The following is a 22,222-nucleotide window of genomic DNA, read 5'->3' on the forward strand; positions in this document are numbered from 1 at the left end:
TATTAGTTTGGTCGCCGTGACTGTGCGCCGAGAAAAAGCCTGCCCGGAGATTGTTACCGATATGGTGGTCTGTGTCGAATGACCGTTCGTGGCCGGACCCGGCCCGACGGAAAGCCACACCTGACGGACGCTTGCCAAACGCTGTTTGCGAACGCGGACGGACGTCGAAAGCGCGAAACAGATGTCCCAGTAGGTTAATGCAAAGCGTGAACAACAACGTCCCGCAGTATTTCAGCTTCATCTTTGTAGCTGGACGGAACCGCTTCATCGTCGATCAGGTCGGAAGGGCGTGATCGCAAGATCATGAAGATCTCCGTTCCAGTCGCGCCTTCAGACAACGCAGACGTGAGTCGCTCCGCGTGTCGCCGGAAACCGGCGTTAGCAAGGGATGCTGCCAGCGCTCGAGTGTCATCGTATAAGTGCGCCATCTGTAGGTTCGACGGTTAAAAGCAGATTTTAACGCTGCTGGAAGGAGGCGATTCTTGTCGGCCCAATTTCCAGCGCTACGTAGAAAGGAAGCCACGCTAGTTGTTGACGATTCGGGCCCTTGCGCGATCGTCCGCTCCTGGCCGGTCGCTGACAATTTGGGACCCGAGAGTTCTGATCCGACTCGGAGCGGGTACGCTGGGTGATTCGTTGTCACGGCGACCGTAACCCGGCGCGGCCAGACATTTTGTCGCCTGACTAAGCGACCAGTCATGTCACAAGAATCTCGATGCCGTTTTCGGCACACCATTGCCTCAGTGCGCTGTCGACAGAGTCGGCCTCAAACGTATACCAGGCTTCGAGAACGCCTTCGCGCTGCAGCAGATCCTTGAAGCGCGAGTACGCGCCCGGCCGCCGGAAAAATCCTTCGACCTGGTCGTAACGCGCAGGCAACGCTTGCACGACAAAGCGCAAGGCGAGACTTCTTCCGAGATCGAGATCGTTCTTATGCGGTATCGTAAGATAGCGATCTGACGTTTCCAGGTCGTCGGGGACATCCTCGTCTAATGCGTCGTTGAATTCAGATGTCCAATAGACTTCGCCCGTATCGAGCGAGACATATGCGTTGTGCTCCATCGGCGATGCGGAGCTAATGAAGTCGAAGGCCATAGAAATATCGTCGTATCTGACCGCGACCATGGCGCTACTCCCAAAGGTTGTAACATTCGAGTTGAACGGGCCCAGCGATCGACATGCGGCGACACCCCTGCAGCAGCGAACATTTCGGCCCTTAGTTCATGACTCAAGAAGGGTGTCCCTTGTGTGTTGACCATCGTGGTCAAGTCGGACCGTCCGCGGAACGGCGATGCCGGCTCCGCGTTAGGGCCACGCTGCATTACCCAGCGAGCGTCAAGCCGATGCGGCTCCCGTAAATTTTAGGCTATTTGAATGCCCGCCGATGGCCGAGATGGAACGGACGCCGCCCTCCCTCCAGACGTGTACGTCTGGCCGCCAGCCGGCTGTCGCGAAGGGCGCCCCCCGACCCTGAGAAGCGGCCTTACGTAATGGCGTTGGTACGACGGCCGCTTACAAGGAGGCAACGGACCTCCGCGCGTCGATCAGATCAAATCGGCTACCCGCGGTGAACGAAAGAACAGACAGCGAGAGTGAATAAAAATCGGCATCGACATCGCTTCTAGTGGCCGACGACGATCTAGGTATTGAGCGTACTCATGGCGCATGAACGCGCGCTAGACGAGCATGAAAGCGGCATCGGGCTTGACACTTCGCGCCTGGGGGCGAGCTGCCGTGCCGCGAAGAGCGGGGCGATGCCGCCAACCGGCAGCTCGCGGCGTGAGACAGGCGCGCTTTCCGGACCTTTTTGTACTATAAATCCCCCAAGGCAGGTTTCTCCGGTACTGGGCGCGTTGCTGGTGCGCCTGAATAAGTGTGCCAGAACCTGAGAGAGCGGTCGCGGGTCACGGACCGGATTGGACGTTTCCATACCTGTCGTTGATGCCTTTCTTTGTTCCGGATCCGACGCTCTGACATTGGTTCGTAAAATCGCTACGGGCATTCGACGTGCCAATCTCATCGAAATGGCCGTGGTGAAATTTCGCGATGGAAAAGTAACCCGTCATATAGTTTTTGCAGTCCCCGCCGGCACTGCCGCCGTTGATCAGGCCGGCGAGACACAGTACCGCACCACACGCCGACGGATTGTCATCCGCGTGCGCCGTAGCCGGTGTAATCGACACTGCGGCGATAACTGCCGCTGTTGTCGTCATCGCAAGATATGCTTTCATGATTCATGCGTCCATGTGTGTACCACGGGTTGTCCCACACGCGGTGGCGATGTTCGTCTCAGTGCGCCAGCACCATGACTGCGATGACGGCAAGTGCTGCCGATAGCAGCGCCGTACCGACACCCCACAGGGCCATTTCCCGGCGGGTCAGCGAAGGGCGTGCGAGTGGTTCTCGCAGGATCTGCCTGATCTCGTCCAGGCTGCGGTCATGGGCGTCGTCGTACTGGCGGATTGCAATCTCGCCCAGCAGTTGCTCACGCGCCTCGCCAAACTGCCGGGCCTTGTCGAGCACGCCGGCAGTGCTATCCCGAAAGTCAGCCAGAAACTGGTCGGTGCGCGCGGCTAGCCGGAGCATCGCGAGGTCGCTACTGTCCTTGAACTGATCGCCCGCCTGCTGCAGCGCCGTGCGCAGCTCACCGACTTCGCGGCGCAGCAGCGACAGCTCACCGAGCACCGCGCCGATCAGTTCCTCGCGAATCGAATCGTCCGGAGCGCCCATCTCATTGCACCAAAACTTTGAACACGGCATCCAGCTCGGACGTAACCCGGTTCGCGAGTCGCTTCAATGCGACCATCTGCCTGATCCAGGCCTTCTTTTCTTCCGGTTCACCCTGCTCGATGGCATCGGCATTCATCGCAACGTAGTTGGTGGGGTCGTTGCGCAACTCGATGATGGATCTGTCGAATCCCTTGATTTTCTCGAAGATCGGATTTTCATAGATCACCGCGTCCGTACACAACATGAAGCCCTGATCGTCTTCATGAGCCTCGAACACCTTCGCGAAGAGTTTCTCGAGGTCTCGCCTCGGATCGACCATATTGAACACGACACGGAGTCGGGACGCCGGAACACCAATGTCTTCCGACAGCGAGCGCAGCGTTGCAATCGTGTCGACCTGTTGCTTCATTGCGGGCACTGTCGGAACGACGAACAAGTCGAAGTCCTCCTGGGACCCGTCGTAGTTCTGCATCAGGTTGACGAAGTCTTCAGCGTTCGACGCACCGATGTCGACTACGGCGTTCCTGAGCGTCATCAATTGGTCCTGCAGTTCGTCGAACTGGTTGCCGCGCAGCGTGGCCGTCTCCATGCCATCGGAATTAATCGACTCGATGGCAATCACTTCGGCCTCTTCGAGGCGCGGGGCTAGAAGATGACGCGCAACGGTGCTCTTGCCAACGTTGCCCGAGAAATTGATGACCGCGATTTTCATGGTATGTCTCTCTTGTTGATCAATCAGGGCGGCCGCGACGCTGTCGCGGACACGCATTGCGTTAGGGTTCGAGTTCGAGCGTCGGCGAGTCATGCCCTGCCTCATGCCCTGCCTCATGCCCTGCCTCATGCCCTGCCTCACGCATTGACTGACCCGATGTCTGTTCTCGCGGCTCCGATGCCCGGTCTTGCCCGGCGCGCTCGCGCTCGATCTGCTCGCGCACTGCTTCGATCGTCGCCTCGCTCACTTGAGGCATCGGCACGTCAAGCGGCCGGTTAGCAGCGCGCGCCGCGGCCACGGCGCTTTCGAACTCCCCCATCAGCTTCTCCTGCTGCTGCTCTGGCAGGCCTTTGATCTCGTCACGCAGCACCTCGCGCGCGGCCTGCGCCTTGATCCGCTCGCGTGCCGCATCGAGTGTCGCCTGCTGTTCCTTCGAGAATTTCCACTCGCCCTTCAGAAACCGTTCGCGAGCCTCGACGATCCGCCGGCGCTCGTCGGCATCTCGCCGTGCGCTGGCAAGCGCTTCGCGCTGCTCATGCGTGGGCAGGCCCGGCACTTCGGGTGAGGACACAAACCACTCGTTGCGCCGGCTCGGGACCGTCTTCGGCGCGAGCTCCTTGCCCTTTTTATCGAACTGGCGCTGCTGGGCCGTCACGCTGCGGCTGCCACCCTTCTCCAGTTCGATCTGCTGGCCCGTCTGCACGCCGCTCGCGGCGATCGCGCGCTCGAGGTCCAGTCCCCAGACGGTGCGCTCACCGTCTTGCGTACGCATGGTCGCGTAGTAGCTGTCGTTCTGCTTTTCATCGTGGTTGAAAGGAGCAGGCCCGTGCGCCACCAGCACCCCCGCCGTGACACCGGCCGGAGTTGGCGTTTCCTGAACGGGGCTGGCCGGCGTGGCTGATGACGGTTGCGTGGCGGGCGTCCGCTCGCCTTCTGGCGCGGCGCTTTCACGCCTCGATGTGCCCGTTTTCGTCGACTCTGGCGAAGCTGGCTGCTTTTGCCCTGCTGCGTCTACGGACTCCATCTCATTCGTGCGCGCCTTGTCCGCATCATTCGATCGCTCGCCTGCCCCCTCGCCGGCACCAATACGCATGGCCTCGCGCGCGGCGGTCAGTGCGGCACGATCCTGCGCTTTGGGTTTGAATCCACGTGTGGGCACGCCAGCGAGCTCGGCCGCAATCCACGCCTGCCGACGGAATTCCTCACTGCCCTTGAGCTGCAGCTCGCCCCAGTTCTTCGCCTTCGCGACTTCGACCATGTGCGCGATCACGTCGCGGTCCTCACTGGCCGTCAACAGCGAGCGGCCCTTGTCCTCGAAGTGCACCGTCTCGCTCTTGCGATCGAGAAACTTGCCTTCATGCGCCACATACAGGTTACTGACCGACTTTGGCACGTCGTAGCCTGTCTTCTCGAAGATTGGCTTCGGCCAAATGGTGTTTTCGGTCTGCTCGCGAGTCTTCCCGAGCGGCTTGCCCGTGCCGGCGGCCGGCGTCACCGCTTCGTCGGTCGCTGTGTTGGTCACTGGTTTGGTCGGCGAGTCGCGTTTCATCAGCGCCTCGACCTTTTCGCGATCCGCCGCCCGGATTTTTCTCAACCGCTCTCGCGTCGCGCTGTCGACACGGGACTCGCGATTGCCCGGCGACGTGCCAGCGTCTGGCTCGTTCGCAGGCGGCGTCGATCGGGCACGTATCGCCGACGCATCGTCAGCATTGGCCGCGCCACGCTCGCGGTAATCGATCAGGTCGGTGGGAAATTTGATCTCGTTCATACGGTGACTCCTTGCGGTTCAGGTTGGGACGGGGCGACTGAGGTTTGCGCGCCCGTGGTCGGCTCAGCGGTGGCAGCCGCGTCCGGCAGGACTTCGCGCAGATAAGGCATCAGCTGGAAGAGCGACGCGCGGATGCTGTGACGGTTGGCGAAGTGAGCAGGCGCAAGTACGCTGATCTCGTGCTCGCGCACGTCGCGCGCGGGACCGGTTGACTGCCTGATCGCTTCCGCGGCGGCCTGCTGCGCACGGCGGGCGGCGTTCTGCGTCTGCCACCACTGCTCGACATCGATCTTTGGCACGGGTGCACAGAGCTCGCGCGCGACGAATGCAGCGTGCTTCATCTGCTGTTCGTCCGGAAACTTCGGGGCGAAGCCGAACCACGCGCGCCGGCGGTTGGTCCTCTCCAGCTTCGCCATTACCCCTTGCAGGTAGGGGCTCTGCCGCACGAGCCGGTCGACGAGCTCTGCGTCTTCATAGAAAAACGCTTTGTCGCACAGGATCGGCTCGCACCCCTCCATCGTGATGATCTGTTTGTTGTGCTTTAACGCCCGCAGCTCCTGCGGCAGCATCAAAGGTCTGCCGTGCTCCGACTCGTTGGTGCTCGTCGACGAACTGCGGCCGCGGCTGCGGCTACGCGAGCGCGCCATGTGCGTGAAGGTACCCAGCATCTTCGAATACTCTTCCGATTCCTTCACCGTGCGCGGCGCATACAGGCTGCGCATCTTGCAGTTGATGGCGAGCGTTTCGGTGCCGTGCTTTCCGTATAACTTCGGATCCTCGAGCTGGGACATGCCCTGGAAGATCAGCATCAGTCTGAGGTTGTAGCCTGCGATGAACGGGTTCGCCGTATCGATGATGTCGATCTTGCCGGGCGCTGCAAACTCGTCCAGCACCAGCGCACACTGATATTTCAGTGCCGGATTCTCGGCGGGCAACTCGCGCGTGTTCAGGTCGATCAGCTGCGAGAAGAAGAGATTGACAAGCAGTGCGCCGGCCTTCAGGTCGCCTGGCTTGATGCCGACATAGATCGACATACGTTTTTTGCGCACGTCGGCCAGATCGAAGTCCGAGCGGCTAGTTGCCGCGTCGACAACCGGATTGGTAAAGACGTTCAGCGGCGCGGTCATCGTCGATACGATGTTCGCGAAGGCCTCCTTCGATTGCGACAGGAAACGGTTCAGCGCGTCGAGGCACTCGAAGCTGAGCGCCGGCAGTGCATCGGTCGCCTGAGTTGCATTGGCACGGGTGCTGACGATCGACGAGATGTGTTCACGGATAGTCCTGCCCTTGCCGGAGGCCTGCCGCAGCACCTCGCCAAACGTGCATGGCAGCGAGGGCGTTTCCAGCTGGTACAGCACGATCCCGATGAACAGGTTGCGGGCATTGTCGTTCCAGTATTTCAGCTTCGCATCGACGTTGGACGGATACAGGTGCTCGCCGATCGTCATCACGTCGCCCACGCGCGTGTAGGCCGCGCGGCGCTGGATGTATTCGAGGGGGTTGTACGCGTGTGAGCGGCCATCTTCCGAAAACGGCGCCCACAGGTAGGTTTCGTGACCGCACGCCCGTCGATAGCCCGACGTGTACAGGTAGTTCTCTTCCTTGATGTCCTCGACCACCACCGAATCGGGATAGGTGAGAAGATTCGGGATCACGAGTGACGTGCCTTTGCCGGAGCGGGTGCCGGCGGCGGCCATCAGGAAGTCCTGGCCGTAGTACTTCAGGTAGTCGCCCTTGTACTTGCCGACGATGAACGGCGGATACAGGTGTTGTGAAGTCGTCATGGTTGTTTCTTCTCCAGCAGGCCTGCTTTCACGATGTCGCTACGGGTTGCGAACCGGGCCTCGCCGTACTGCGCGAGGCGCTTGCGTCCCGATACGAGTGCCATCGTGATCACGACCACTGGCAGGCCGGTGATGACCACCGACAGCAGCGTACACACCTTGAGCGCGCGCACAACCGCAGGCACGTCGCCGTAGGCATGCCAGTAGTTGTACAGCGTGAACACGCCCACGCTGTCCTGCGGCAGCTTCTGCATCTTCCCGAAAAGGTCACCGGCAGCGAACTGGCCGAGTAACGCGAAGCCGCACAGAATCATCAGAAAGACCACCACCGGGATCAGAATGCGAAGTGATTTCGGCACAATTGGTCCTCAGTAGGTGGCCACGTCGATAGCGGCCTGAAATTCCAGATGCGTTGTCATGCGGCCATCTCCTGTTGTTGCAGGTGCGCGGTCAGGTCGCGATGCAGGCGCATCGCGTCGCGCACGTTATCGAAGGGTCCGTGGAACTGGTTGGCGTTCGCCGCAGTGCAGCGGTTGATCGGCTCCCACAGCAGGTAGCGCCACTGGTCGTAAACCGAATACCGCGCGATCGACCAGCCCGACGGATGCACCATGGCGAGTTCACCCGACGACCGCCATTTGCAGGCCGCTTCGTCGGCAATCGCCGTCGCTGCGTCGCGGACCTCGCCTGTCTGTACCGCGCTCATGAGACACAGCCCAGCAACTGCGCCTTGCCGATCGGGTCGTACCAGATCTCGGCGAGCCGTTTGTTGCGCATGAAAAGGATGAGATCAACCGTTACGCGCACCTGTTCCATGATGAATTGCCAGTCGAGCGTCTGGCCGACCGCGGCCTGCTTGACCAACGTCGCGATGCGCGACGGTGCCGAGCGCGCATCGTTGCAATGAACGGTCGTGATGCCGCCGGGCGTCCCCGTATTGAGCAGCGTCATGTAGTCCCATGTCTCGTCACCGCGCAACTCTGCGAGAAACACGCGGTCAAACTTCATGCGCAGGGTGGAGCGCACCAGTTCCTTCGCCGACAACGTGTCACTAAAAAACAGGTGTACCCGGTTCGGATGATTGGGCAGCGACAGCTCCGGCGTATCCTCGATCGTGCCGATCCGCTCGTCGGCCGGAACCAGATCCGAGAGCGCCTTGTTCAGTGTTGTCTTGCCGGAGCCGGTGCCGCCGGCGAGCACGATGTTCAGCCGATTCGCGACCGCCAGGTCGAGCATGCAGGTCACATCACGGCGCGCTTTCGCCTCCAGCATCTCGCGTTCAAACTGCTGCAGGTCGAGCGCCGCCGACATGTCACGGCGTGGCGAGACATCGCGATAGCCGTCGAACCAGCCGTTGCGCTCGTAGTCGGCGACGGAGAAGCGCACTTCCGAGGGGATGCGAATCGTGATGGAAATGGTGTCCTGCTCGCACGCCGGCTGCATCAACACGTGCCCGCGCTGGCCCTCGGGCAGCACCACAGGGTGAATCGGCTCCTTCGTCGAGAACTTGCCGCCCTTCATCACCGTCAGCGCGTTGGCGAGTTTGAAGCACGCATCGAGCGAGCAGGCCCGTGCATCGTGCCGTCGCCATCCGGCACTGCCCTGCGTCCAGATCTCACCGGGACGGTTAATCGCAACCTCGGTCAGGCTTCCGTCGAAGAAGTTCGAGATGCCCATTTGCTTGAGGAAGCTGCGGGCGATCGTGCCCTTCTCGATTACATCGATCACGACTGAGCTCATTCGTACTCCTTTATTGTTTAGGGTCACATCGGTTCATCAATGGTGCCGCCCAGGGTCAGCGAGGCGTGGTGCCCGTATCCTGGGGCTCGATCTGCACCGACACGCGATACAGGCGGCGATCGTCCGGCATGCTGCTGGCCAACGCGCGAAGGGTTTGAGCCGGGGACGTGGAAACCACGGTTGCGCTGAGGGGTGCGGCAGGCCGGGGCATTTTCCAGGCCGCACCGCCGATCGCCACTGCACAGAGCCCTGCTGCAAGCAGGACGCGTGATGTGCGCGGCGGCTGGGGAACGTGAATTGGTGGAATGTTGACGGCCCGACGGTTAGTTGCGTGCAGTTCCATTCCGTTATCGGCAGTGCGATTGACTGGTTCATCGAGCAACGGCAACGCGCAGTCACCCCACTCCGAGATCGTCAGCCCGACACGCGCCCCTACGTTACGCAGCAGGTTGCGCCGCAGCGGCGCTGACATGTCGTCGATCCGGCACCCGTCGAGGGTCATGCAATCCTCAAACGCGTGCTCGTCGGCGATCTGCCGAAGTGGCAAGGCCTCGGGAACCACACGCGCACGCCGTGCATCGACCCGTTCGGCCAACTGTCGGATCGTGTTGCCGTAGAAACAGAAACGCAGGGCGTCGCGCAGCTTCGTCTCGAACATGCCGCGATCGAGCCCATGCAGCGGGAAATCGTCCGGATAGGTGATCTTCAGGTTCATGGGTCCGTTCCTCATTGCTGCCCGTTCTGGCCAACCGTGTTGCCCTGCGCGTCGACGTTCTCGTACACGCCGCTCAGGTCGATGTCGCGCGCCACAAAGATGTTGATTACCGAGCCCTGGTTCGAGTACGCCGTCGGCGGGATGTTGATGGTGTTACGCAGCGTCTCTGCGGCCACGTCCTGCGTAGCGTTCGAACTGTTGGAGAACGTGATCGTCTGGCCCGAGCCGGTCGCCTTGTTCGCGAGCGCCTGGCCGAAGTCGCCGATCAGGCTCACCATCAGCGCGCCCTTGAAGCGCTGCCAGAAGTGCTCGTCTACGTAGGCGGGAATGCCGGCGGCGCCGAGCGGATCTGCCGCGGGCGAGTTCAGCGGAATATGCACGTCGCCGTCGTCGATCTCGTCCCAGATCGCGCCGATCACACCCTGCCCCTGCAGCACCGCATCGCGCTGCTCGCCCTTCGCCATCGCACCCTTGCGAACGAGCAGCGTCGTGCCATCGTCCGACCACACGTCCTGAGCGATCGGGCATCCGATCAGGCCTGGCCGGTTGGTACGGATCTCCGTCGCCTGAGCGCACCGGATCATCGTGTTGCGGCTGAGCAGGTAGTGCCGGTTCGGCCTAAACGAGGCTTGCATCGGCTGCAGCTTCGATGGCTGCAACGACTGGTCGATCGACGAGCCCTTGCTGTCGCCCGCGTCCGCCTTGCTCGCCGAGGCGGACGCACCGCCTGCACTGCCGCCGCGCAGCGCCGACAGGCCCATCGACTTCGCCAGACCGGCCAGACCACCGGCATCGTGGCCCGGACCTCCAGTGCTGCCACTGTCGCTGCCGCCAGCGGTTTCATTCGATGCCACAGGACCATCGTTGCTCTGGCCGGAATCGTTGTTGCCTTCATTGTCCCTACCCGCGACGAGCACGCTGCCCTGCAAGCGGCGCTCGGCTGGCGTGAGCGGCCGCGGCTTGTTGCTCACGGCCACCGCCTGTCCATTCGTCGCGCCACCCGGCTGCGATGCCGCGCCGGCCGGCGTCGCAAGCCGGGAATTCGCCGCGGCCTTCGACGCCGCACGAGCCTGCTCGGCTTCCGCGCGCTTGATACGATCCTTTTGCGTCTCCAGGTCCCCACTGGCGTCGCTCGCTCCGCTGTCCTTCGGTTTGTTCAGCGCCGCCTGCTTCGCGTCCTGATGCTGCTGGAACAGACGCTGCAGATAGATCGTGACGCCCGATGCACCTAGCGCGATCACAGCGAGCGCGACCAGCACCAGACGCAGCTTGCCCACGCGCGTCTTCCGACGACCCGGCAGCTCGAGCGAAGGCTGCGGGCCGATGTCGGGCGATGCCGCATGTTCCATTTCGTTTCGTTCAGTCATGCCCTGTTCGCTCCCTGATCAGTTCGTCGATGCATCGGTATGGTCGCGCTCGATGCGCGCGCTGTCGGGTACCGACGAGCCCGCGCGGTTGTAATCGCCATCGGGCGAATAGCCATCGTTGCGAATACCCAGCACCGACTGGCCGTAGCGAATGACAAACGACTTCGACACTTCGTGCACGACGACCGTGTCGCCCTCCATATGGAAGTTCACCGTCGCCTCGCCGCCGTCGGGAAGCGTCGTGAAGATCGTCGGTAGGTCACGCGCGGTTGCGTACTTGAAGTACGTAAAACGGCCGTCGTCCCACAGTGCGGTCGGCGCGAGTGCGCGATCGCCGCGCATCATGTATTGGGTATTGGCGACGGAAGTCGACGCAAGAGGGGCGGTTTTCGCTGCACCCACGTTGTTCGTGATCGATGCCGGAATCGCCGGCCGATTAGCCCGCCGACCGGCCAGTGCCGCGCTCACCGCGTCCAGACGGCGCTGCTGCGCGGTTGCCGCTTTTGCACGCGTGTCCGGATAGTCGAAACGCAGCATCCACGTCGCCGGCTGCGCGGCCGACACGTCGACAAGCGACAGCGAATAGGCGCGCCGGTTGGTGACGAGCACGAGATTGGTTTCCGGTTGCAGCGCACCCGGTTTGAGCAAAGCCCCGCTGTCGTTAATCGCCACGTGCCATGCCTTGGCGTCGCCTATTCCCTCACCGCTGTTGATAATGTGTTCACCCGGTTCGAACTGGATCATCACGACGCGCCCCGCCATCGTCGACACCCGGTATGCCTGGTCAGGGTCATAGGTTGCGCATTGAATATGCGGGTCCGAACCGCAGCTGTGTGGCGTTTCAAGCGCTCGCGCGGGCGAGACAGAGGCCGCCATACCCATCCCGATGGCCGTGAGCCGGATAAACGCTCCCAGGCGTCGCGCCTTCATGACGCACCGCCGGTGGCCGCTGGCGACGACGCATCTGCCGGTGCGCGGCTCCAGTCGCGTGTGACCTGATAGCTTGTGCAGCGAAAGCCGTCCGGGTCGATATCCTGCTGATCCTTCTTTTCCGGCACATCCACGCGCTCAAATGCGACCGTCGCAATCCAGTATGTCGGATCCGGTCTTTTTGCGGCCTGGTTGAGCGGAATCAGCTGCCGTGAGAAGAACACCTGTGCGGTCGATCCCACGAACGTGATCGAGCCGACCCGTGCGATGACGCGTGCCTGGTCCTTCAGCAGCTTCAGCGGTCCAGCCGGCCCCCGCACGAGCGCGTCGTAAGCTTCTTTTTCGTGATAGTCGCTCATGAACATCACTGCGGCGTGCGTGTCCGAAATCGTCTCCCAGTCGTAGCTTTCGCGAAGTTCGACGTAGGTGTGCAGGTCGTGCCGGTCGGTCTTCTCTGAAAAGGTCACATGTCCGTCGGCCGTCGTCGGCAGCACATCCACCTTACCGGTCGACGAATCCACGCGCAGCACAGCAGGTGGGTTGGGACGCTTCAGGAGTCCTAAAGCCCCCATGCCAGAAACGGCGACCAGAGCGACAACAGCCGAGAGAACCGAGCGCCGGTCTGCGGTACGGGCCTTCTCTTCAGCGGCTTCGACCTTCGATTTCTCGAAAGCCTGCGCTTGGGTCAGATACCAGCTGACCGCATCGCGCTCGTGTGCCTCGATAGGGCTCGCCTGGTCTGCCGTCGACGCCTTGCCGATCTGCTGACGTTTTCGCGCGGGGGAGGTCGCCGCAAACCACTGTCTGATTGTTGATGTCATCGCGATCCTCATTTCGGTTCCGTGCGACTGGCCTGTTGCCCCGTCGGCTGATTGACCGGTACCCACTGTCCGGTCGGCTCCGGCGGCTTCGGCGGCGAGCTGCATCCCCATAGGACTGCCAGCACGAGCACCACACTTGCTACAAGTTTCATTTTCTGTTTCTCCTGCTCTGCCGCCGCGTGAACTACGCGGCGGCACTGTGTATGCACTGAGGCGAAAGGTGAAATCGCCCCACCATCAGGTGCGAGTACCCATCAGCAGAAAAGCTTGATCGACACCATGGCGCCAATGGTGGCTACAACCGCAGCCAGCAGCCACCACCGGACAATCTTGACCAGAAACACGCACATGATTTACCTCGCTTCACTAAGGCTTCCGCCAGTTTTAGATGCCGATCCACCACCGAATTTTCCCATTGAGGCGGCAAGCCGCGCTACGCTGCCGAGCTTGCCAACCATCGTCGATATTCCAACACCCCCAGCGAGCGACGATGCCAAACCCGGCAAGTTAAGGGAGATGACCCAAAAAGCCAGTCCCATGATGTCAAGGTAAATAACCTGCGCTAGGGACGGCGACCCGTTCTGCGGAACGATGCTCATCGCAAAGTTGACTTCGAGGGAGCAGGCAGCGGCGAACAGTGTGACGAGAAATACATAATTCATGCATTGCCCAACCCAATTCCAGAAAAACTGACGCGACGGGGGAAAGAGCGCAGCCGAGATAAACAAGGGCCCGAGAGCCAGCAGAATTCCAAGCGCGAATTTGGCGAGGATGATGTAGGCAATCGCTATCGCCATGAACGGACCGCCGAAGATGATCATCAGCGCAATCGTCCAGACCGCCGCAATCACCTTGAGTCCTGACGCCTGCGTGTAGATCGACTGCGCTGCGTTGATATAGGCGTTCAACAGGTTATCCAGGCCGGAAACCGGATTGTTCCCGTTGGTGAGCGCACCGGCGAGTTGTTCGCCTAATCCGTTGAAAAACGGCACGACGTAATCGCTGTAAAACTGGATGTTCATTCCGCACGTAAGGATGAGCGCCCAGGTCGCCATGCGCATCAGGAAGTCATTGACGGGTTCATCGTTGCGCCCCTGCCAATACGTCCACAGGATGAGCAACACATAGATGCTGAAACAGGTAGCCATCAGTGGTGAAATCAGCGAAATGATGCGAGTTGACCCGCTCGTGATGGTGTTCAACACGTTCTGGTCAAACGCTGTTGTCATCGCGGAAAAAAGCTGGATGTCTGCCACGGATGCCTCCCGGTGGTTTAAAGGGGCGCCTGCGCTAGGCGCTTACTTCAGCCCTGCCGCTTTCGCTTCGGCATCGTCACTTGCCGCGTTGATACTCTTCGCCTTTCGCTCAGCGGCCAGCTTCTCCGGCGTCATCCCCAGGAACGCGGCATCGAAAGCCAGCTCCTTCTTCTGCTGCGCTTCCTCCTGCAGGTTGTGTTGATGACGATCCCATGCGAGGTATCCAAGGTAGCTGGCGATAGCGATCAGCAGTGCGATGACCGTCGAGACAAGAGCCTTATTGAGCATTGGTTTTCCCCAGGAAAGCGTTGTCGAATTCGCGGTCGCGCTGCTCTTGAGCAAGCTTCAGTTCCGCCTGCTGAAGCTGCGCGGTGAGCTGCAGGCGCGTCTGGTCGTTCGTGACCATCGCCTCTTCAGCGGTCATGCGGTTCTGCAAATCCGCCTTCTGCGCTGGATCCTGCGTGAGGTTGGACTGCTGCATCAGCACCTGGATATTGTTCAGCCGTGCCATCGTCGCGCTGTATGCCTGCTCGTTCATCGCCTTGTTCGTCGCGAGCGTGTCGTAATAGCGCTGCTGCCCAGCCGTGCTCGCGCCGGTCATGCCTTCCTGCTGCTCAATCATGCGCATCGAAGCGCTCACGCCGCTGAGGCCCCCGCTTTTCGCCTGGTTGTAAATGTCCTGCCACTGTTCTGGCAGGTAGTTGCGCAGCGAGGCGTCGTTCATGATGTTGCCGAAACTGCTGTTGCCGGTCAGCGCCTGATACTGGGCCTCCTGATTCTGGATCTGCTGAAACAGTTGCTGGACCTGCACCATCTGTTGCGCGAGCTCGGCGGGCGAGATCGTCGGTACGCCCTGCGCCTGTGCCTGCGAGAACGTGCAGGCACACAGCAGCGCAATGAGAGAGCTTCGGGGCCGCAGCCACTGTGGCCGGAACGTGAGACTCATGCCGTAGCGCGGTGAGCGTTCGCGCAGCGTCAGGCGAAGCTCGGTGAGCGCTGGATCGACAGTGCGGGGTATGGCCGGATAGACAGTAGTGCTGTTCATCATCTCCTCCTCAGTTGCAGACGTCAGGCAAGAACTTCGTCGTCTGCAGGCTCGTGCACCGGCGGGTAGATAACAGCGAGCTCGGCACGCTTGCGCTCGAGACCGTGCTGCAACTCATTGCCCCACAGCCGCTCGTCGGCACCGTATTTCGCCGACAGACGCGCGCGCAGCTTGCGCTCGAACACACGCTCCAGATACACGGGCAGCCAGACATCCGGATCGTCGCCGAGTTCGGCGCGCACCGCATCGCAGATCAGCACGTTTTCGCGGTCGCCAGAAAACACCGCAATCGCGTCGTCGAGTCCACTCAGGTCGAAGCTGGCGAACGCGGACTGGTTGCCCTGCTTGATCAGAAAACGGCGTGATTGCGGCGCGAGCTTCCTGAATTCCTGGAATTCCTTGCCCGTCATACCGTCGCGCCGATAAGGCTCTTCCTCGGCGGCAGGATCGGCGAGCCACATCTTGGTGGCAATGAGGCTGCGCAACGCGGGGAAGAGGTCCGCCGCGCGTTGCGCCTGCTCCGGCTGCTGCGTGATCAGACACATGAACTCGCCTTCCTTGCGACCACTGGCGAGCGTCTCCTCGATCTGCTCGCGTATCGTACGAAAGCGGATCGGCAGCCAGTATTCTTCGATCACCGTCTGCATGAGACGGCCTTCGCGGCGCATCAGCTTCTTCAGATGAAAGAGGTAGGCGAATGCCGGCTCGGACGGCTCATAGTTTTCGACGAGAAAAGCTTCGACGTCGAAGCCAATCCAGCGCTGCTCGCTCATGTTCAACGACAGGTTCGGCGGATTGTCAAACACCCACCCGAAGCGGCCGTTCTCCGACCTGCACCAGATTGAGAGCCGCGCACGCAGGCAGTCGTCGCCTTCGTCCGGAATGCTGTCCAGCAACAGGCTGAAGCGGCGCAGCCGCACATCCTCGATGCCCATGATGGCGTCGGCGGCATTGCGGCACTGGATCTTCTCCGCAGCGCTCAGATCGATCTTGACCGGTTTGCCCTGGTGATCGATGCTGTTCTTGCGGCCGCATAATTCGACCAGCCCGTACAGGAACTCGCGATTGTCGGGCGTATCGGCGAGCTCAAATGGCGCCCAGCCGGTTGGCTTTCCTTTTTCCAGGTAGACGTACGCGCCGCGCATCGCGCGAATGAACACTTCCCAGCCGCGCCCTTTGTCGAGCACATACAGCTGCGGGTTGAAGCGCGACAGCATGCCGCTCATGGCGGCCTGGAGCGACGATTTTCCGGTACCCGTCGTTCCCTTGGCCTCGAGATGTCCGGCCATCTTCTCAGCAACGTTGATGTCACCCAGCCGGGTCGCATGGTAGTTGCCGTGGTACACACTGCCGGCCGCCGTGCGGAACGGGATGATGGCCGAGCCGTCGCCGATCGGATTACCCTCAGCCTTGCCTGTTGAATAGTCGTGACACGCGTGCATCGCCGCGAAGTTGCGCGACGACTGCGGTTTGGGCCGCGGTTTCACCTTCGCACCCGGGACCTGCGAGAAGTATGTAAAGGGAGCCGAGCCGGTTGCCAGCGCCCATTCGACGCTGCATTCATTCTGCGAGCGCGAAGCGAACAGGTTGCCATTATCCAGCGCCTGCTTCGCCGTCTCGCCATAGATCACGGCCGCGCCGTGGTACTCGCCGAACGACAGTTCGCCCGTATTCACATAGCCCTGCGCGTCGCGGAGCTCTTTTACCTGATGCTTCGCCTTGTCGGCGGCTGACTCCAGTTTGTTGATCGCCGAGTCGATCGACCGGTTAGCTTCGAAACCCGTCATGCAGTTAAACGTTTGTGTGACTGTGAATTCGATCGGCAACGAAAGCAGTGGATTCAACTGGCCCCAACCCGGTTTGTCCGGAAAGCCGCGGAGGTCGTAACAGGTGGCAAACTGACGGGAGTCAGGCACAGCCTGACCCCGGATCGCGACCGTGTTATAGCCGAAATGCAGATAGCTCGAAGGAATAACGTCGGTGCCCGGCTCCGCAGCTACCGGCAGATCACCGGGCGTCGCGTTGATCAGGTCGCTCACGAGGCCGTACAGTTTCGAGAACAGCATCTTCGTGCCGTTCATATGCGTGCGCTCGTACACCTCAAGCAGCTCGGACTCATAGTCGGAGAGCTGCATCAGCGCCTGCTGCGCGAGCGATTCAATCTCCGTCAGCCCGTCGTCAAAATCGTCATACTTCAGGATCAGTGAAAGGTAATACCGGTTCTCGTAGAAGTTACCTTCGTTGAACGGCTGGATGTACGCCTTCGCGAACCATTGCATGAAGCGGTTGTTGAAGCGGTACACCCGGTCGAACGTGACGCGCCGGCGCGTAAAAGTCGCACAGTAACCCAGGCGCCCGCCAAGGTCGCGCCCGAGTTTGCTGTACGTTTCGGTGTCGCGGTCGAACATACGTTCAATCGCGCCGTTCTCGTGCACTTCGAAGGGCACGCCGCGCTTGGCGAACGTCACCATAAAACGGTTGCCTTCGAGATGTTGCACGTGCTTTGTGACCGGATGACCGAACTTCGGGATCCAGTCCTCCACGGCGCCGATCGCGCCAAGGATCTCGCTGAAGACAAGGGGTTTGCCTTTCATAACTGCTCCGTTTCGAGCTCGCGCAAACGGCGCTCGCCATTAGCCAACGGTTTGAAGAAGTCGCGGTATACGCGGCGTTGCCGGCCGTATCTAAGGGGAGCGAGCGTTGCCGTGTTTCCAAAGCGGGGTGCTGCGCGACCGGCGTTCACCCGCGCCCGGATGCGCAACTGCCAGAAGTAGAAGCGGCAGCGCAGCTCCAGCCACATGATCCGCAGGCCTTGATCATCAGTTTCACACACGTGCTTGAAGTACAGCAGCACCGGAGAGCCGAGAAAGACAAACAGCAGCCCGCCCGGCCCGACGAAAAACGAGATCAACACGCCGACAAACATCGAGGCGACCACAACCACCAGCATTGCCATGTAAGGGATGCCCCATATGGCCGCCGTGCGGCCAAGGCCGTTGAATCCGGGGTAGCGGTTTTTTTCCGACATGACGTGCTCAGCTGAACATGTTCCACAGATACGGTGCGAGCACGCCGACCACCGAACCCACCACCGCCACCTTGCCGCACATCGTCACGAACTCGCTCCAGTGTGCGCGATCGGCCCAGCACTCCGCGCCCTTCCACATCAGTACGCATGCTGCGACCACACCGAGGAACGCATAGAGCCAGATCTTGAAGGTGGTCGCGCCCTGTGTTGCTGAGTCCAACCCGCCACCCGCGAATGCGAGTTCGGGACCGATCGCGATGCCTAAGGCTATCGTTTGGCGTACACGGGTTCCGATCCTTTGTACTGGCATGCGATATGCATAACAACTCAGTTCTACTGATTTGATGAATGTGAGCTTCGTATTGCAATGCATGGCTTCTCCCCTTTCAGGTGGTTGAGATCACGCTGAGTCGTCGCGGATCAGGTCAGTCGCAGTCGCCCTCACAGGCGGAATCGCCGAACGCGTCCCATGACGGATGAGTCTGATTGCGGGTGTCAGGTGCTGCGTCGTCGCGCGGAACGCCTGGCCTATGTGCAACGACAGGCTTGATGTGGGCCGGGCCATCGAGCCGCGGCCGGTCCATCGCGACGGGAATGGCCGGCACGACGTCGACCGGGCTATCGGCCGGCAAGGCGTTGGCCAACACACGCTGCACATAGCTGCTTCCACCATAATCAGGCCTGAAGCCGCGCGTGAAATTGCCGCTGTAGTAGCAACTGATGGCCGCACGCAGGGCCGAATCCCCAACGCCCATCGTAGTGGCCGCACGCGCGTAACAATCTCGCAGAATCTCCGCACCTGCCTGGAGATTTGCGCAAAGGTCAAATGCGGTTTGAAAGTTAAGGCCGTGTTGAGACAGGTTGGACTTGTTAACCTGCCCGAGCCCAACGCTGAAATTGATGCCCTGACCGTCGAGTGCTCTTGCTGTCGCGATCGCTTCCGCACGGTTGCGGGGCTGACGCTGGAGACGACCACCGACCACGCCAATCGCATACGGATTGAAGGCCGATTCCGTGCGCACGAGCGCTTGTAGCGTCGTTGGGGCGACGTGAGGCGCGCATTGTTGAGCGAGAGCAATGAAATCAATCATGGATTTCACCGTATCGACCATTGCAGGCCCGCGCATTCTGGAACGATATAATCCTGTCAGCCATCTTCGACCTCGTAGGGGAGAAAAATGGTTAGGTTGATGTCGGTGTTGGTAGCACCGGCATCAACCGCTACTTGCGCTAAACAAGCTATCCTGCCTTGATGCTAGCTTTCACGGAACGCGTTTCATCGGTCGGCAGCGCCAGCGTCAGCTTTCGCCGTTAACGGACGGCGGTCGTTGGTCTCAAGCGCTACTTGGACCGGTACTGGCTGGCTCTCCTCGCCGCTTGTTAGTCAGCCTCGTTACGTTCAATCCGTGCTGCATCTCGAAGTGTCACTACTTAGTGACCGTATGTCACTATACTCATAGTGACGCGGTAGTGTCAAATACGTCTATGGAAGATACCTATCGCTCGCAGTTTCGACTGCCTCAAGACCTTTACCTCAAGCTCAAAGCGGCAGCAGACGGCAACCGTCGGTCACTTAACGCGGAGCTTATCGCGCGACTCGAGCCAACCTTCCCAGAGTCCCTGCAGCCAAACTCAGGAGATCCCGTGCAACGGGTCTGCGAGTCACTGGCAAATACCAAGCTTGCTGACCTAATGACGCCGGACGAGATTCAAACGATTGCCCGGCGCATGCTTGAGGCTGTGCAAACCAAATAGGGCTGATGTATTCACTTCCGCTTTGTTTTCGGTCGACTCAGCCATCACGCCGAAACCTGCTTCGAGCGGCTATACCGCTGCGCCGCGCGGACAATTTTCATTTCGGCCAGCGGTGGCACAGCCGCGCTTAGCTCTTGAAACGCACGGTCGAGGCTCGCCCATCGCCTGGGTTCACCTTTCACATTCGAAAAATACATCTGGCCGTCGCGAGCGACGACCAGTGCTTGCCATGTACTGCGTGTGCCTTGGCGAAGTTCCTGAAACTCAACATGGATGATGACGGCGCTTGCCCCCCAGACGCGGGAAAGCAGACTGAAATTTTCCAATGGCATATGTCTCTGGCCTTATTCAAGACGTGAAGCCATGCTAGAAGCTGCATGGCGACACCGTCCACCCCTTGACAATGTCGCCATGTTCGCGCTAGCCATTTCACAATGTTACCGGTTGTAACTTCAGATGATTTGTTGTTGTTGCTAGAGTTTAAATGAGCGGGTTGTCATTGTAGGTGTCGTTATGTTCTCAAATGATCCGCAGATAGCTACGCTTTCAATCGGAAGGGAGATCGTCGAACTTCGTGCGCGGCAGGGTCAAGCAGGCGTCTTGCTCGAGCGCGAATCTCGATCGCAGTCGCGGCGACGCGGCGACGTCCCGGTGACCCAGGTCTTGCTCGCAAATGATGCAAACCTACGCAGCTTTATGCGCGGCGAGCCGTATCAAGACGTCGTTCAGCCGACCCTTTCTCATTTAGTGCAGAGCGCGCAGACCCCGACGGTTGTTGATGCCGGATCGCCCCGCATAGGCGATCCACTCGAAGCGATTCGGCTTTTGGCCCACGCTCAAGATGAAAGTGCACTGATCGGACAGATGATGGCAATTGTTCGATCGCATGGTGCGAATACCGCGTTCTTCGTGTTGACTGAGCAAGCGCGGGATGGAGAGCAACAGTCGCATCGGATCCTGGCCGGCTCCGACACGGAAGTGACGCAACTGTACGTCGCGAAGAAATGGTACGCGACCGACCCTTTCCTGTTGCACGCAAGCCGATCGCACCTACCTTTCTTCTCGTCCGACGTGGGTTTATTTGAAAACTTGTCAGGAAGCTGGAGAGAGATGGGCGAAGTCTCGCGCCATTTTGGCATGGGCAGTTGGATTGTCATGCCAGCACATCACCCGGGTGCACGGAGGTTCGGCGCGTTGTACGCTGCGAACAACCATCTTCCCTCGGAAAACGGCGAAGAGCCGCTGCGCAGGAACCGTTTGATCTTTCAATTGCTAGCTGCAGAATTGCTGAATTGGTACGCGAGACAAGAGAAAGCGTTAGCGCTCAAAATTAGTGGACTCACAACGCTCGATCTACAAATCTTGAACGCGATTACACGCGGTGAAAGGCTCGAGTCAATTGCGGAGAGTCTGAGTATTTCGCTCTACGCGTTGCGGCGTCAAATCGTTCGCTCCATCAATGCGAAGCTCAGGACAAAAACTGTTGTGGACGCTGCGCGTTCGGCTTCCGAGCAGGGATTCCTGGCAATCGCGTCGGAACGTAAGGTAGGCTACGTCATACACAGCGCTCGCTGCGGAACCCTCTTACGTGAAAATTATGGGATTCCTTTTTGGTCACACTTCAATCCGGCGGGGCTAGACGATGCGCAAGTTTTCCCCGACGTTGAGACGGCGCAGCGAACCCTCGTGATGATTAAGTTTCCGCAAGATGAGTGCGAATTTCGACGGGTCGACGTATATCACACGGCGACAACCGCCTCAATCGACGACTGCGCCGCGGCGGGCATTCCCCGGTGGGATCCGTCAACGATGAATGGCGGATCGCCAGCGGATGATTCGGCGACCTGGGGTACGCTTGGTTCGCCACCAGCCGACTATCACTAAGCGCCTTACCGCCCGCATCGTAATGCTTAGGTTTGCCAAATATAGGTGCGGCACGTAACAGCAGCGGCGCAAGGCCTGGCGGGTTGGCTTTATGCATTAATTGCGAAGTGGCCCTTTCCGGCGAACGCCTCGCTGACCTTAACGCGTAATTGCGAAGCCCCGACCGCCTTACAGCAGGACATCTTCAGTTCTTGGACCGGGACGTCCTCAAGCCGATTGCGCTGCTGTTAGCTTAGGGCCGCCGCGCAACGTCGCAACTGCCGTTCCCGGCTCCTTTCGCCTGTCGCTAACCTGCTCAATGCCATTTTTCAGCACCGATTCGCAAAATGCTAATCGCGCGCGGTAGTAGTCCGCGTGTACTTGTGCATCAAGAATTCGTTGCTCGGCTTGAAAGAGCTCCAGACGGAGTTCAGGCAAAGCCTTTTGCGCCTGCTGCTCCACAGTAGGCGCGTAACGTGCGGCCCAGTTTGCTATCCATCGCAACTTATTGATCTCTCCTGCCGCGTCGCCCTATGTCCGGTCGCTTGCGTCTGGACAGCAAACGACCGCATCCGAGCGATTGAAATCTTTACGTTTACAACTTCCATCTAAAGTAAGCGTCATGCAGAGGCCGCGCCGACCGTTCAGAACTCAAATTCCGCTAGTCGTTCGTTGACGGCAGCGAGGTCAAAAGCATCGGGATCGAAA

Annotated in this window: 25 protein-coding genes; 2 read left to right on the plus strand and 23 right to left on the minus strand. The window is 60.2% G+C overall.

The features are described 5' to 3' along the window. From ABH944_RS43615 to ABH944_RS43715, 21 genes are all read right to left on the minus strand, one after another. On the minus strand, nucleotides 1-241 hold a 241-nt coding region (locus tag ABH944_RS43615; protein WP_404659721.1), incomplete at its 3' end, for a hypothetical protein. A gap of 455 nt (nucleotides 242-696) precedes the next feature. After that, nucleotides 697-1,125 carry a hypothetical protein gene (locus tag ABH944_RS43620; protein WP_404615434.1) on the minus strand — a complete coding sequence of 143 codons (429 nt, stop codon included), beginning with the start codon at nucleotides 1,123-1,125 and terminating at the stop codon, nucleotides 697-699. Between the two features lie 779 nt (nucleotides 1,126-1,904). Further along, nucleotides 1,905-2,231: a TrbM/KikA/MpfK family conjugal transfer protein gene (locus ABH944_RS43625; RefSeq protein ID WP_404615436.1), complete on the minus strand. Its 327-nt coding sequence runs from the start codon at nucleotides 2,229-2,231 to the stop codon at nucleotides 1,905-1,907. A 58-nt stretch (nucleotides 2,232-2,289) separates the two neighbouring features. Beyond that, nucleotides 2,290-2,730: a hypothetical protein gene (locus tag ABH944_RS43630; protein WP_404615438.1), complete on the minus strand. Its 441-nt coding sequence runs from the start codon at nucleotides 2,728-2,730 to the stop codon at nucleotides 2,290-2,292. Nucleotide 2,731: 1 nt separating this feature from the next. Beyond that, a complete protein-coding gene (gene stbB / locus ABH944_RS43635) occupies nucleotides 2,732-3,442 on the minus strand; it encodes a StbB family protein (RefSeq protein ID WP_404615440.1) in 711 nt (236 codons plus the stop codon). A 61-nt stretch (nucleotides 3,443-3,503) separates the two neighbouring features. Continuing rightward, nucleotides 3,504-5,210: an LPD7 domain-containing protein gene (locus tag ABH944_RS43640; RefSeq protein ID WP_404615442.1), complete on the minus strand. Its 1,707-nt coding sequence runs from the start codon at nucleotides 5,208-5,210 to the stop codon at nucleotides 3,504-3,506. Then, the gene (locus ABH944_RS43645; protein WP_404615444.1) at nucleotides 5,207-6,994 is read right to left on the minus strand and encodes a type IV secretory system conjugative DNA transfer family protein; all 1,788 of its coding nucleotides are present in this window, start codon (nucleotides 6,992-6,994) and stop codon (nucleotides 5,207-5,209) included. The genes ABH944_RS43640 and ABH944_RS43645 overlap by 4 nt, the downstream gene beginning before the upstream one ends. Then, the gene (locus tag ABH944_RS43650) at nucleotides 6,991-7,353 is read right to left on the minus strand and encodes a hypothetical protein (RefSeq protein WP_404615446.1); all 363 of its coding nucleotides are present in this window, start codon (nucleotides 7,351-7,353) and stop codon (nucleotides 6,991-6,993) included. The genes ABH944_RS43645 and ABH944_RS43650 overlap by 4 nt, the downstream gene beginning before the upstream one ends. A 56-nt stretch (nucleotides 7,354-7,409) precedes the next feature. Then, a complete protein-coding gene (locus ABH944_RS43655) occupies nucleotides 7,410-7,700 on the minus strand; it encodes a hypothetical protein (protein WP_404615448.1) in 291 nt (96 codons plus the stop codon). Next, entirely contained in the window at nucleotides 7,697-8,734 is a 1,038-nt protein-coding gene (virB11, locus tag ABH944_RS43660) for a P-type DNA transfer ATPase VirB11 (protein ID WP_404615450.1), read from the minus strand. The genes ABH944_RS43655 and virB11 overlap by 4 nt, the downstream gene beginning before the upstream one ends. Before the next feature lie 55 nt (nucleotides 8,735-8,789). Then, complete coding sequence (locus ABH944_RS43665; protein ID WP_404615452.1) at nucleotides 8,790-9,449, minus strand: hypothetical protein; 660 nt, start codon at nucleotides 9,447-9,449, stop codon at nucleotides 8,790-8,792. An 11-nt stretch (nucleotides 9,450-9,460) separates the two neighbouring features. After that, nucleotides 9,461-10,816 (minus strand): TraB/TrbI/VirB10 family type IV secretion system protein, encoded by a 1,356-nt coding sequence (locus ABH944_RS43670; protein ID WP_404615454.1) that lies wholly within the window; start codon nucleotides 10,814-10,816, stop codon nucleotides 9,461-9,463. 18 nt (nucleotides 10,817-10,834) lie between these two features. Next, a complete protein-coding gene (locus ABH944_RS43675) occupies nucleotides 10,835-11,692 on the minus strand; it encodes a TrbG/VirB9 family P-type conjugative transfer protein (protein WP_404615476.1) in 858 nt (285 codons plus the stop codon). 50 nt (nucleotides 11,693-11,742) lie between these two features. Further along, nucleotides 11,743-12,678, minus strand: a complete 936-nt coding sequence (locus ABH944_RS43680) for a VirB8 family type IV secretion system protein (protein ID WP_404615456.1) — start codon at nucleotides 12,676-12,678, stop codon at nucleotides 11,743-11,745. A gap of 242 nt (nucleotides 12,679-12,920) precedes the next feature. Continuing rightward, nucleotides 12,921-13,796 carry a TrbL/VirB6 family protein gene (locus ABH944_RS43685; RefSeq protein WP_404615478.1) on the minus strand — a complete coding sequence of 292 codons (876 nt, stop codon included), beginning with the start codon at nucleotides 13,794-13,796 and terminating at the stop codon, nucleotides 12,921-12,923. 69 nt (nucleotides 13,797-13,865) lie between these two features. Further along, nucleotides 13,866-14,111 carry a hypothetical protein gene (locus tag ABH944_RS43690; RefSeq protein WP_404615458.1) on the minus strand — a complete coding sequence of 82 codons (246 nt, stop codon included), beginning with the start codon at nucleotides 14,109-14,111 and terminating at the stop codon, nucleotides 13,866-13,868. After that, complete coding sequence (locus tag ABH944_RS43695) at nucleotides 14,101-14,868, minus strand: TrbJ/VirB5 family protein (protein ID WP_404615460.1); 768 nt, start codon at nucleotides 14,866-14,868, stop codon at nucleotides 14,101-14,103. The genes ABH944_RS43690 and ABH944_RS43695 overlap by 11 nt, the downstream gene beginning before the upstream one ends. A gap of 23 nt (nucleotides 14,869-14,891) precedes the next feature. Then, nucleotides 14,892-17,462 carry a VirB4 family type IV secretion system protein gene (locus tag ABH944_RS43700; RefSeq protein WP_404615462.1) on the minus strand — a complete coding sequence of 857 codons (2,571 nt, stop codon included), beginning with the start codon at nucleotides 17,460-17,462 and terminating at the stop codon, nucleotides 14,892-14,894. Beyond that, entirely contained in the window at nucleotides 17,459-17,896 is a 438-nt protein-coding gene (locus ABH944_RS43705) for a VirB3 family type IV secretion system protein (RefSeq protein WP_404615464.1), read from the minus strand. The genes ABH944_RS43700 and ABH944_RS43705 overlap by 4 nt, the downstream gene beginning before the upstream one ends. 7 nt (nucleotides 17,897-17,903) lie before the next feature. Beyond that, entirely contained in the window at nucleotides 17,904-18,116 is a 213-nt protein-coding gene (locus ABH944_RS43710) for a hypothetical protein (RefSeq protein WP_404615466.1), read from the minus strand. Nucleotides 18,117-18,321: 205 nt separating this feature from the next. Then, entirely contained in the window at nucleotides 18,322-18,987 is a 666-nt protein-coding gene (locus ABH944_RS43715) for a lytic transglycosylase domain-containing protein (RefSeq protein WP_404615468.1), read from the minus strand. 394 nt (nucleotides 18,988-19,381) lie between these two features. Here ABH944_RS43715 and ABH944_RS43720 point away from each other — a divergent pair, with 394 nt between their 5' ends. After that, complete coding sequence (locus ABH944_RS43720; RefSeq protein WP_404615470.1) at nucleotides 19,382-19,651, plus strand: Arc family DNA-binding protein; 270 nt, start codon at nucleotides 19,382-19,384, stop codon at nucleotides 19,649-19,651. A gap of 44 nt (nucleotides 19,652-19,695) precedes the next feature. On the opposite strand, the gene ABH944_RS43725 is transcribed toward ABH944_RS43720, so the two are convergent. Then, nucleotides 19,696-19,983, minus strand: a complete 288-nt coding sequence (locus tag ABH944_RS43725; protein WP_404615471.1) for a hypothetical protein — start codon at nucleotides 19,981-19,983, stop codon at nucleotides 19,696-19,698. A gap of 181 nt (nucleotides 19,984-20,164) precedes the next feature. Between ABH944_RS43725 and ABH944_RS43730 the strand changes: the two genes are divergently transcribed. Continuing rightward, nucleotides 20,165-21,535 (plus strand): autoinducer binding domain-containing protein, encoded by a 1,371-nt coding sequence (locus ABH944_RS43730; protein ID WP_404615473.1) that lies wholly within the window; start codon nucleotides 20,165-20,167, stop codon nucleotides 21,533-21,535. A 207-nt stretch (nucleotides 21,536-21,742) separates the two neighbouring features. Here ABH944_RS43730 and ABH944_RS43735 read toward each other — a convergent pair whose 3' ends face one another. Next, nucleotides 21,743-21,976 carry a hypothetical protein gene (locus ABH944_RS43735; protein WP_404615474.1) on the minus strand — a complete coding sequence of 78 codons (234 nt, stop codon included), beginning with the start codon at nucleotides 21,974-21,976 and terminating at the stop codon, nucleotides 21,743-21,745. Nucleotides 21,977-22,222: the final 246 nt, after the last annotated feature.

It is taken from the genome of Caballeronia udeis (assembly GCF_044909315.1).
In the GTDB taxonomy this organism is placed as follows: Bacteria; Pseudomonadota; Gammaproteobacteria; order Burkholderiales; family Burkholderiaceae; genus Caballeronia; species Caballeronia udeis_A.

Bases quoted from the DNA above. Each gene is read 5' to 3' on its own strand.
- ABH944_RS43705 (WP_404615464.1), bottom strand. From the start codon at position 17,896: ATGTCGGAAAAAAACCGCTACCCCGGATTCAACGGCCTTGGCCGCACG.
- ABH944_RS43680 (WP_404615456.1), bottom strand. From the start codon at position 12,678: ATGGGGATGCAGCTCGCCGCCGAAGCCGCCGGAGCCGACCGGACAGTG.
- ABH944_RS43730 (WP_404615473.1), top strand. From the start codon at position 20,165: ATGTTCTCAAATGATCCGCAGATAGCTACGCTTTCAATCGGAAGGGAG.
- stbB (WP_404615440.1), bottom strand. From the start codon at position 3,442: ATGAAAATCGCGGTCATCAATTTCTCGGGCAACGTTGGCAAGAGCACC.
- ABH944_RS43675 (WP_404615476.1), bottom strand. From the start codon at position 11,692: ATGGCGGCCTCTGTCTCGCCCGCGCGAGCGCTTGAAACGCCACACAGC.
- ABH944_RS43655 (WP_404615448.1), bottom strand. From the start codon at position 7,700: ATGAGCGCGGTACAGACAGGCGAGGTCCGCGACGCAGCGACGGCGATT.
- ABH944_RS43640 (WP_404615442.1), bottom strand. From the start codon at position 5,210: ATGAACGAGATCAAATTTCCCACCGACCTGATCGATTACCGCGAGCGT.
- ABH944_RS43620 (WP_404615434.1), bottom strand. From the start codon at position 1,125: ATGGTCGCGGTCAGATACGACGATATTTCTATGGCCTTCGACTTCATT.
- ABH944_RS43665 (WP_404615452.1), bottom strand. From the start codon at position 9,449: ATGAACCTGAAGATCACCTATCCGGACGATTTCCCGCTGCATGGGCTC.
- ABH944_RS43630 (WP_404615438.1), bottom strand. From the start codon at position 2,730: ATGGGCGCTCCGGACGATTCGATTCGCGAGGAACTGATCGGCGCGGTG.
- ABH944_RS43725 (WP_404615471.1), bottom strand. From the start codon at position 19,983: ATGCCATTGGAAAATTTCAGTCTGCTTTCCCGCGTCTGGGGGGCAAGC.
- ABH944_RS43670 (WP_404615454.1), bottom strand. From the start codon at position 10,816: ATGACTGAACGAAACGAAATGGAACATGCGGCATCGCCCGACATCGGC.
- ABH944_RS43715 (WP_404615468.1), bottom strand. From the start codon at position 18,987: ATGATTGATTTCATTGCTCTCGCTCAACAATGCGCGCCTCACGTCGCC.
- virB11 (WP_404615450.1), bottom strand. From the start codon at position 8,734: ATGAGCTCAGTCGTGATCGATGTAATCGAGAAGGGCACGATCGCCCGC.
- ABH944_RS43700 (WP_404615462.1), bottom strand. From the start codon at position 17,462: ATGAAAGGCAAACCCCTTGTCTTCAGCGAGATCCTTGGCGCGATCGGC.
- ABH944_RS43720 (WP_404615470.1), top strand. From the start codon at position 19,382: ATGGAAGATACCTATCGCTCGCAGTTTCGACTGCCTCAAGACCTTTAC.
- ABH944_RS43645 (WP_404615444.1), bottom strand. From the start codon at position 6,994: ATGACGACTTCACAACACCTGTATCCGCCGTTCATCGTCGGCAAGTAC.
- ABH944_RS43625 (WP_404615436.1), bottom strand. From the start codon at position 2,231: ATGAAAGCATATCTTGCGATGACGACAACAGCGGCAGTTATCGCCGCA.
- ABH944_RS43695 (WP_404615460.1), bottom strand. From the start codon at position 14,868: ATGAACAGCACTACTGTCTATCCGGCCATACCCCGCACTGTCGATCCA.
- ABH944_RS43685 (WP_404615478.1), bottom strand. From the start codon at position 13,796: ATGACAACAGCGTTTGACCAGAACGTGTTGAACACCATCACGAGCGGG.
- ABH944_RS43690 (WP_404615458.1), bottom strand. From the start codon at position 14,111: ATGCTCAATAAGGCTCTTGTCTCGACGGTCATCGCACTGCTGATCGCT.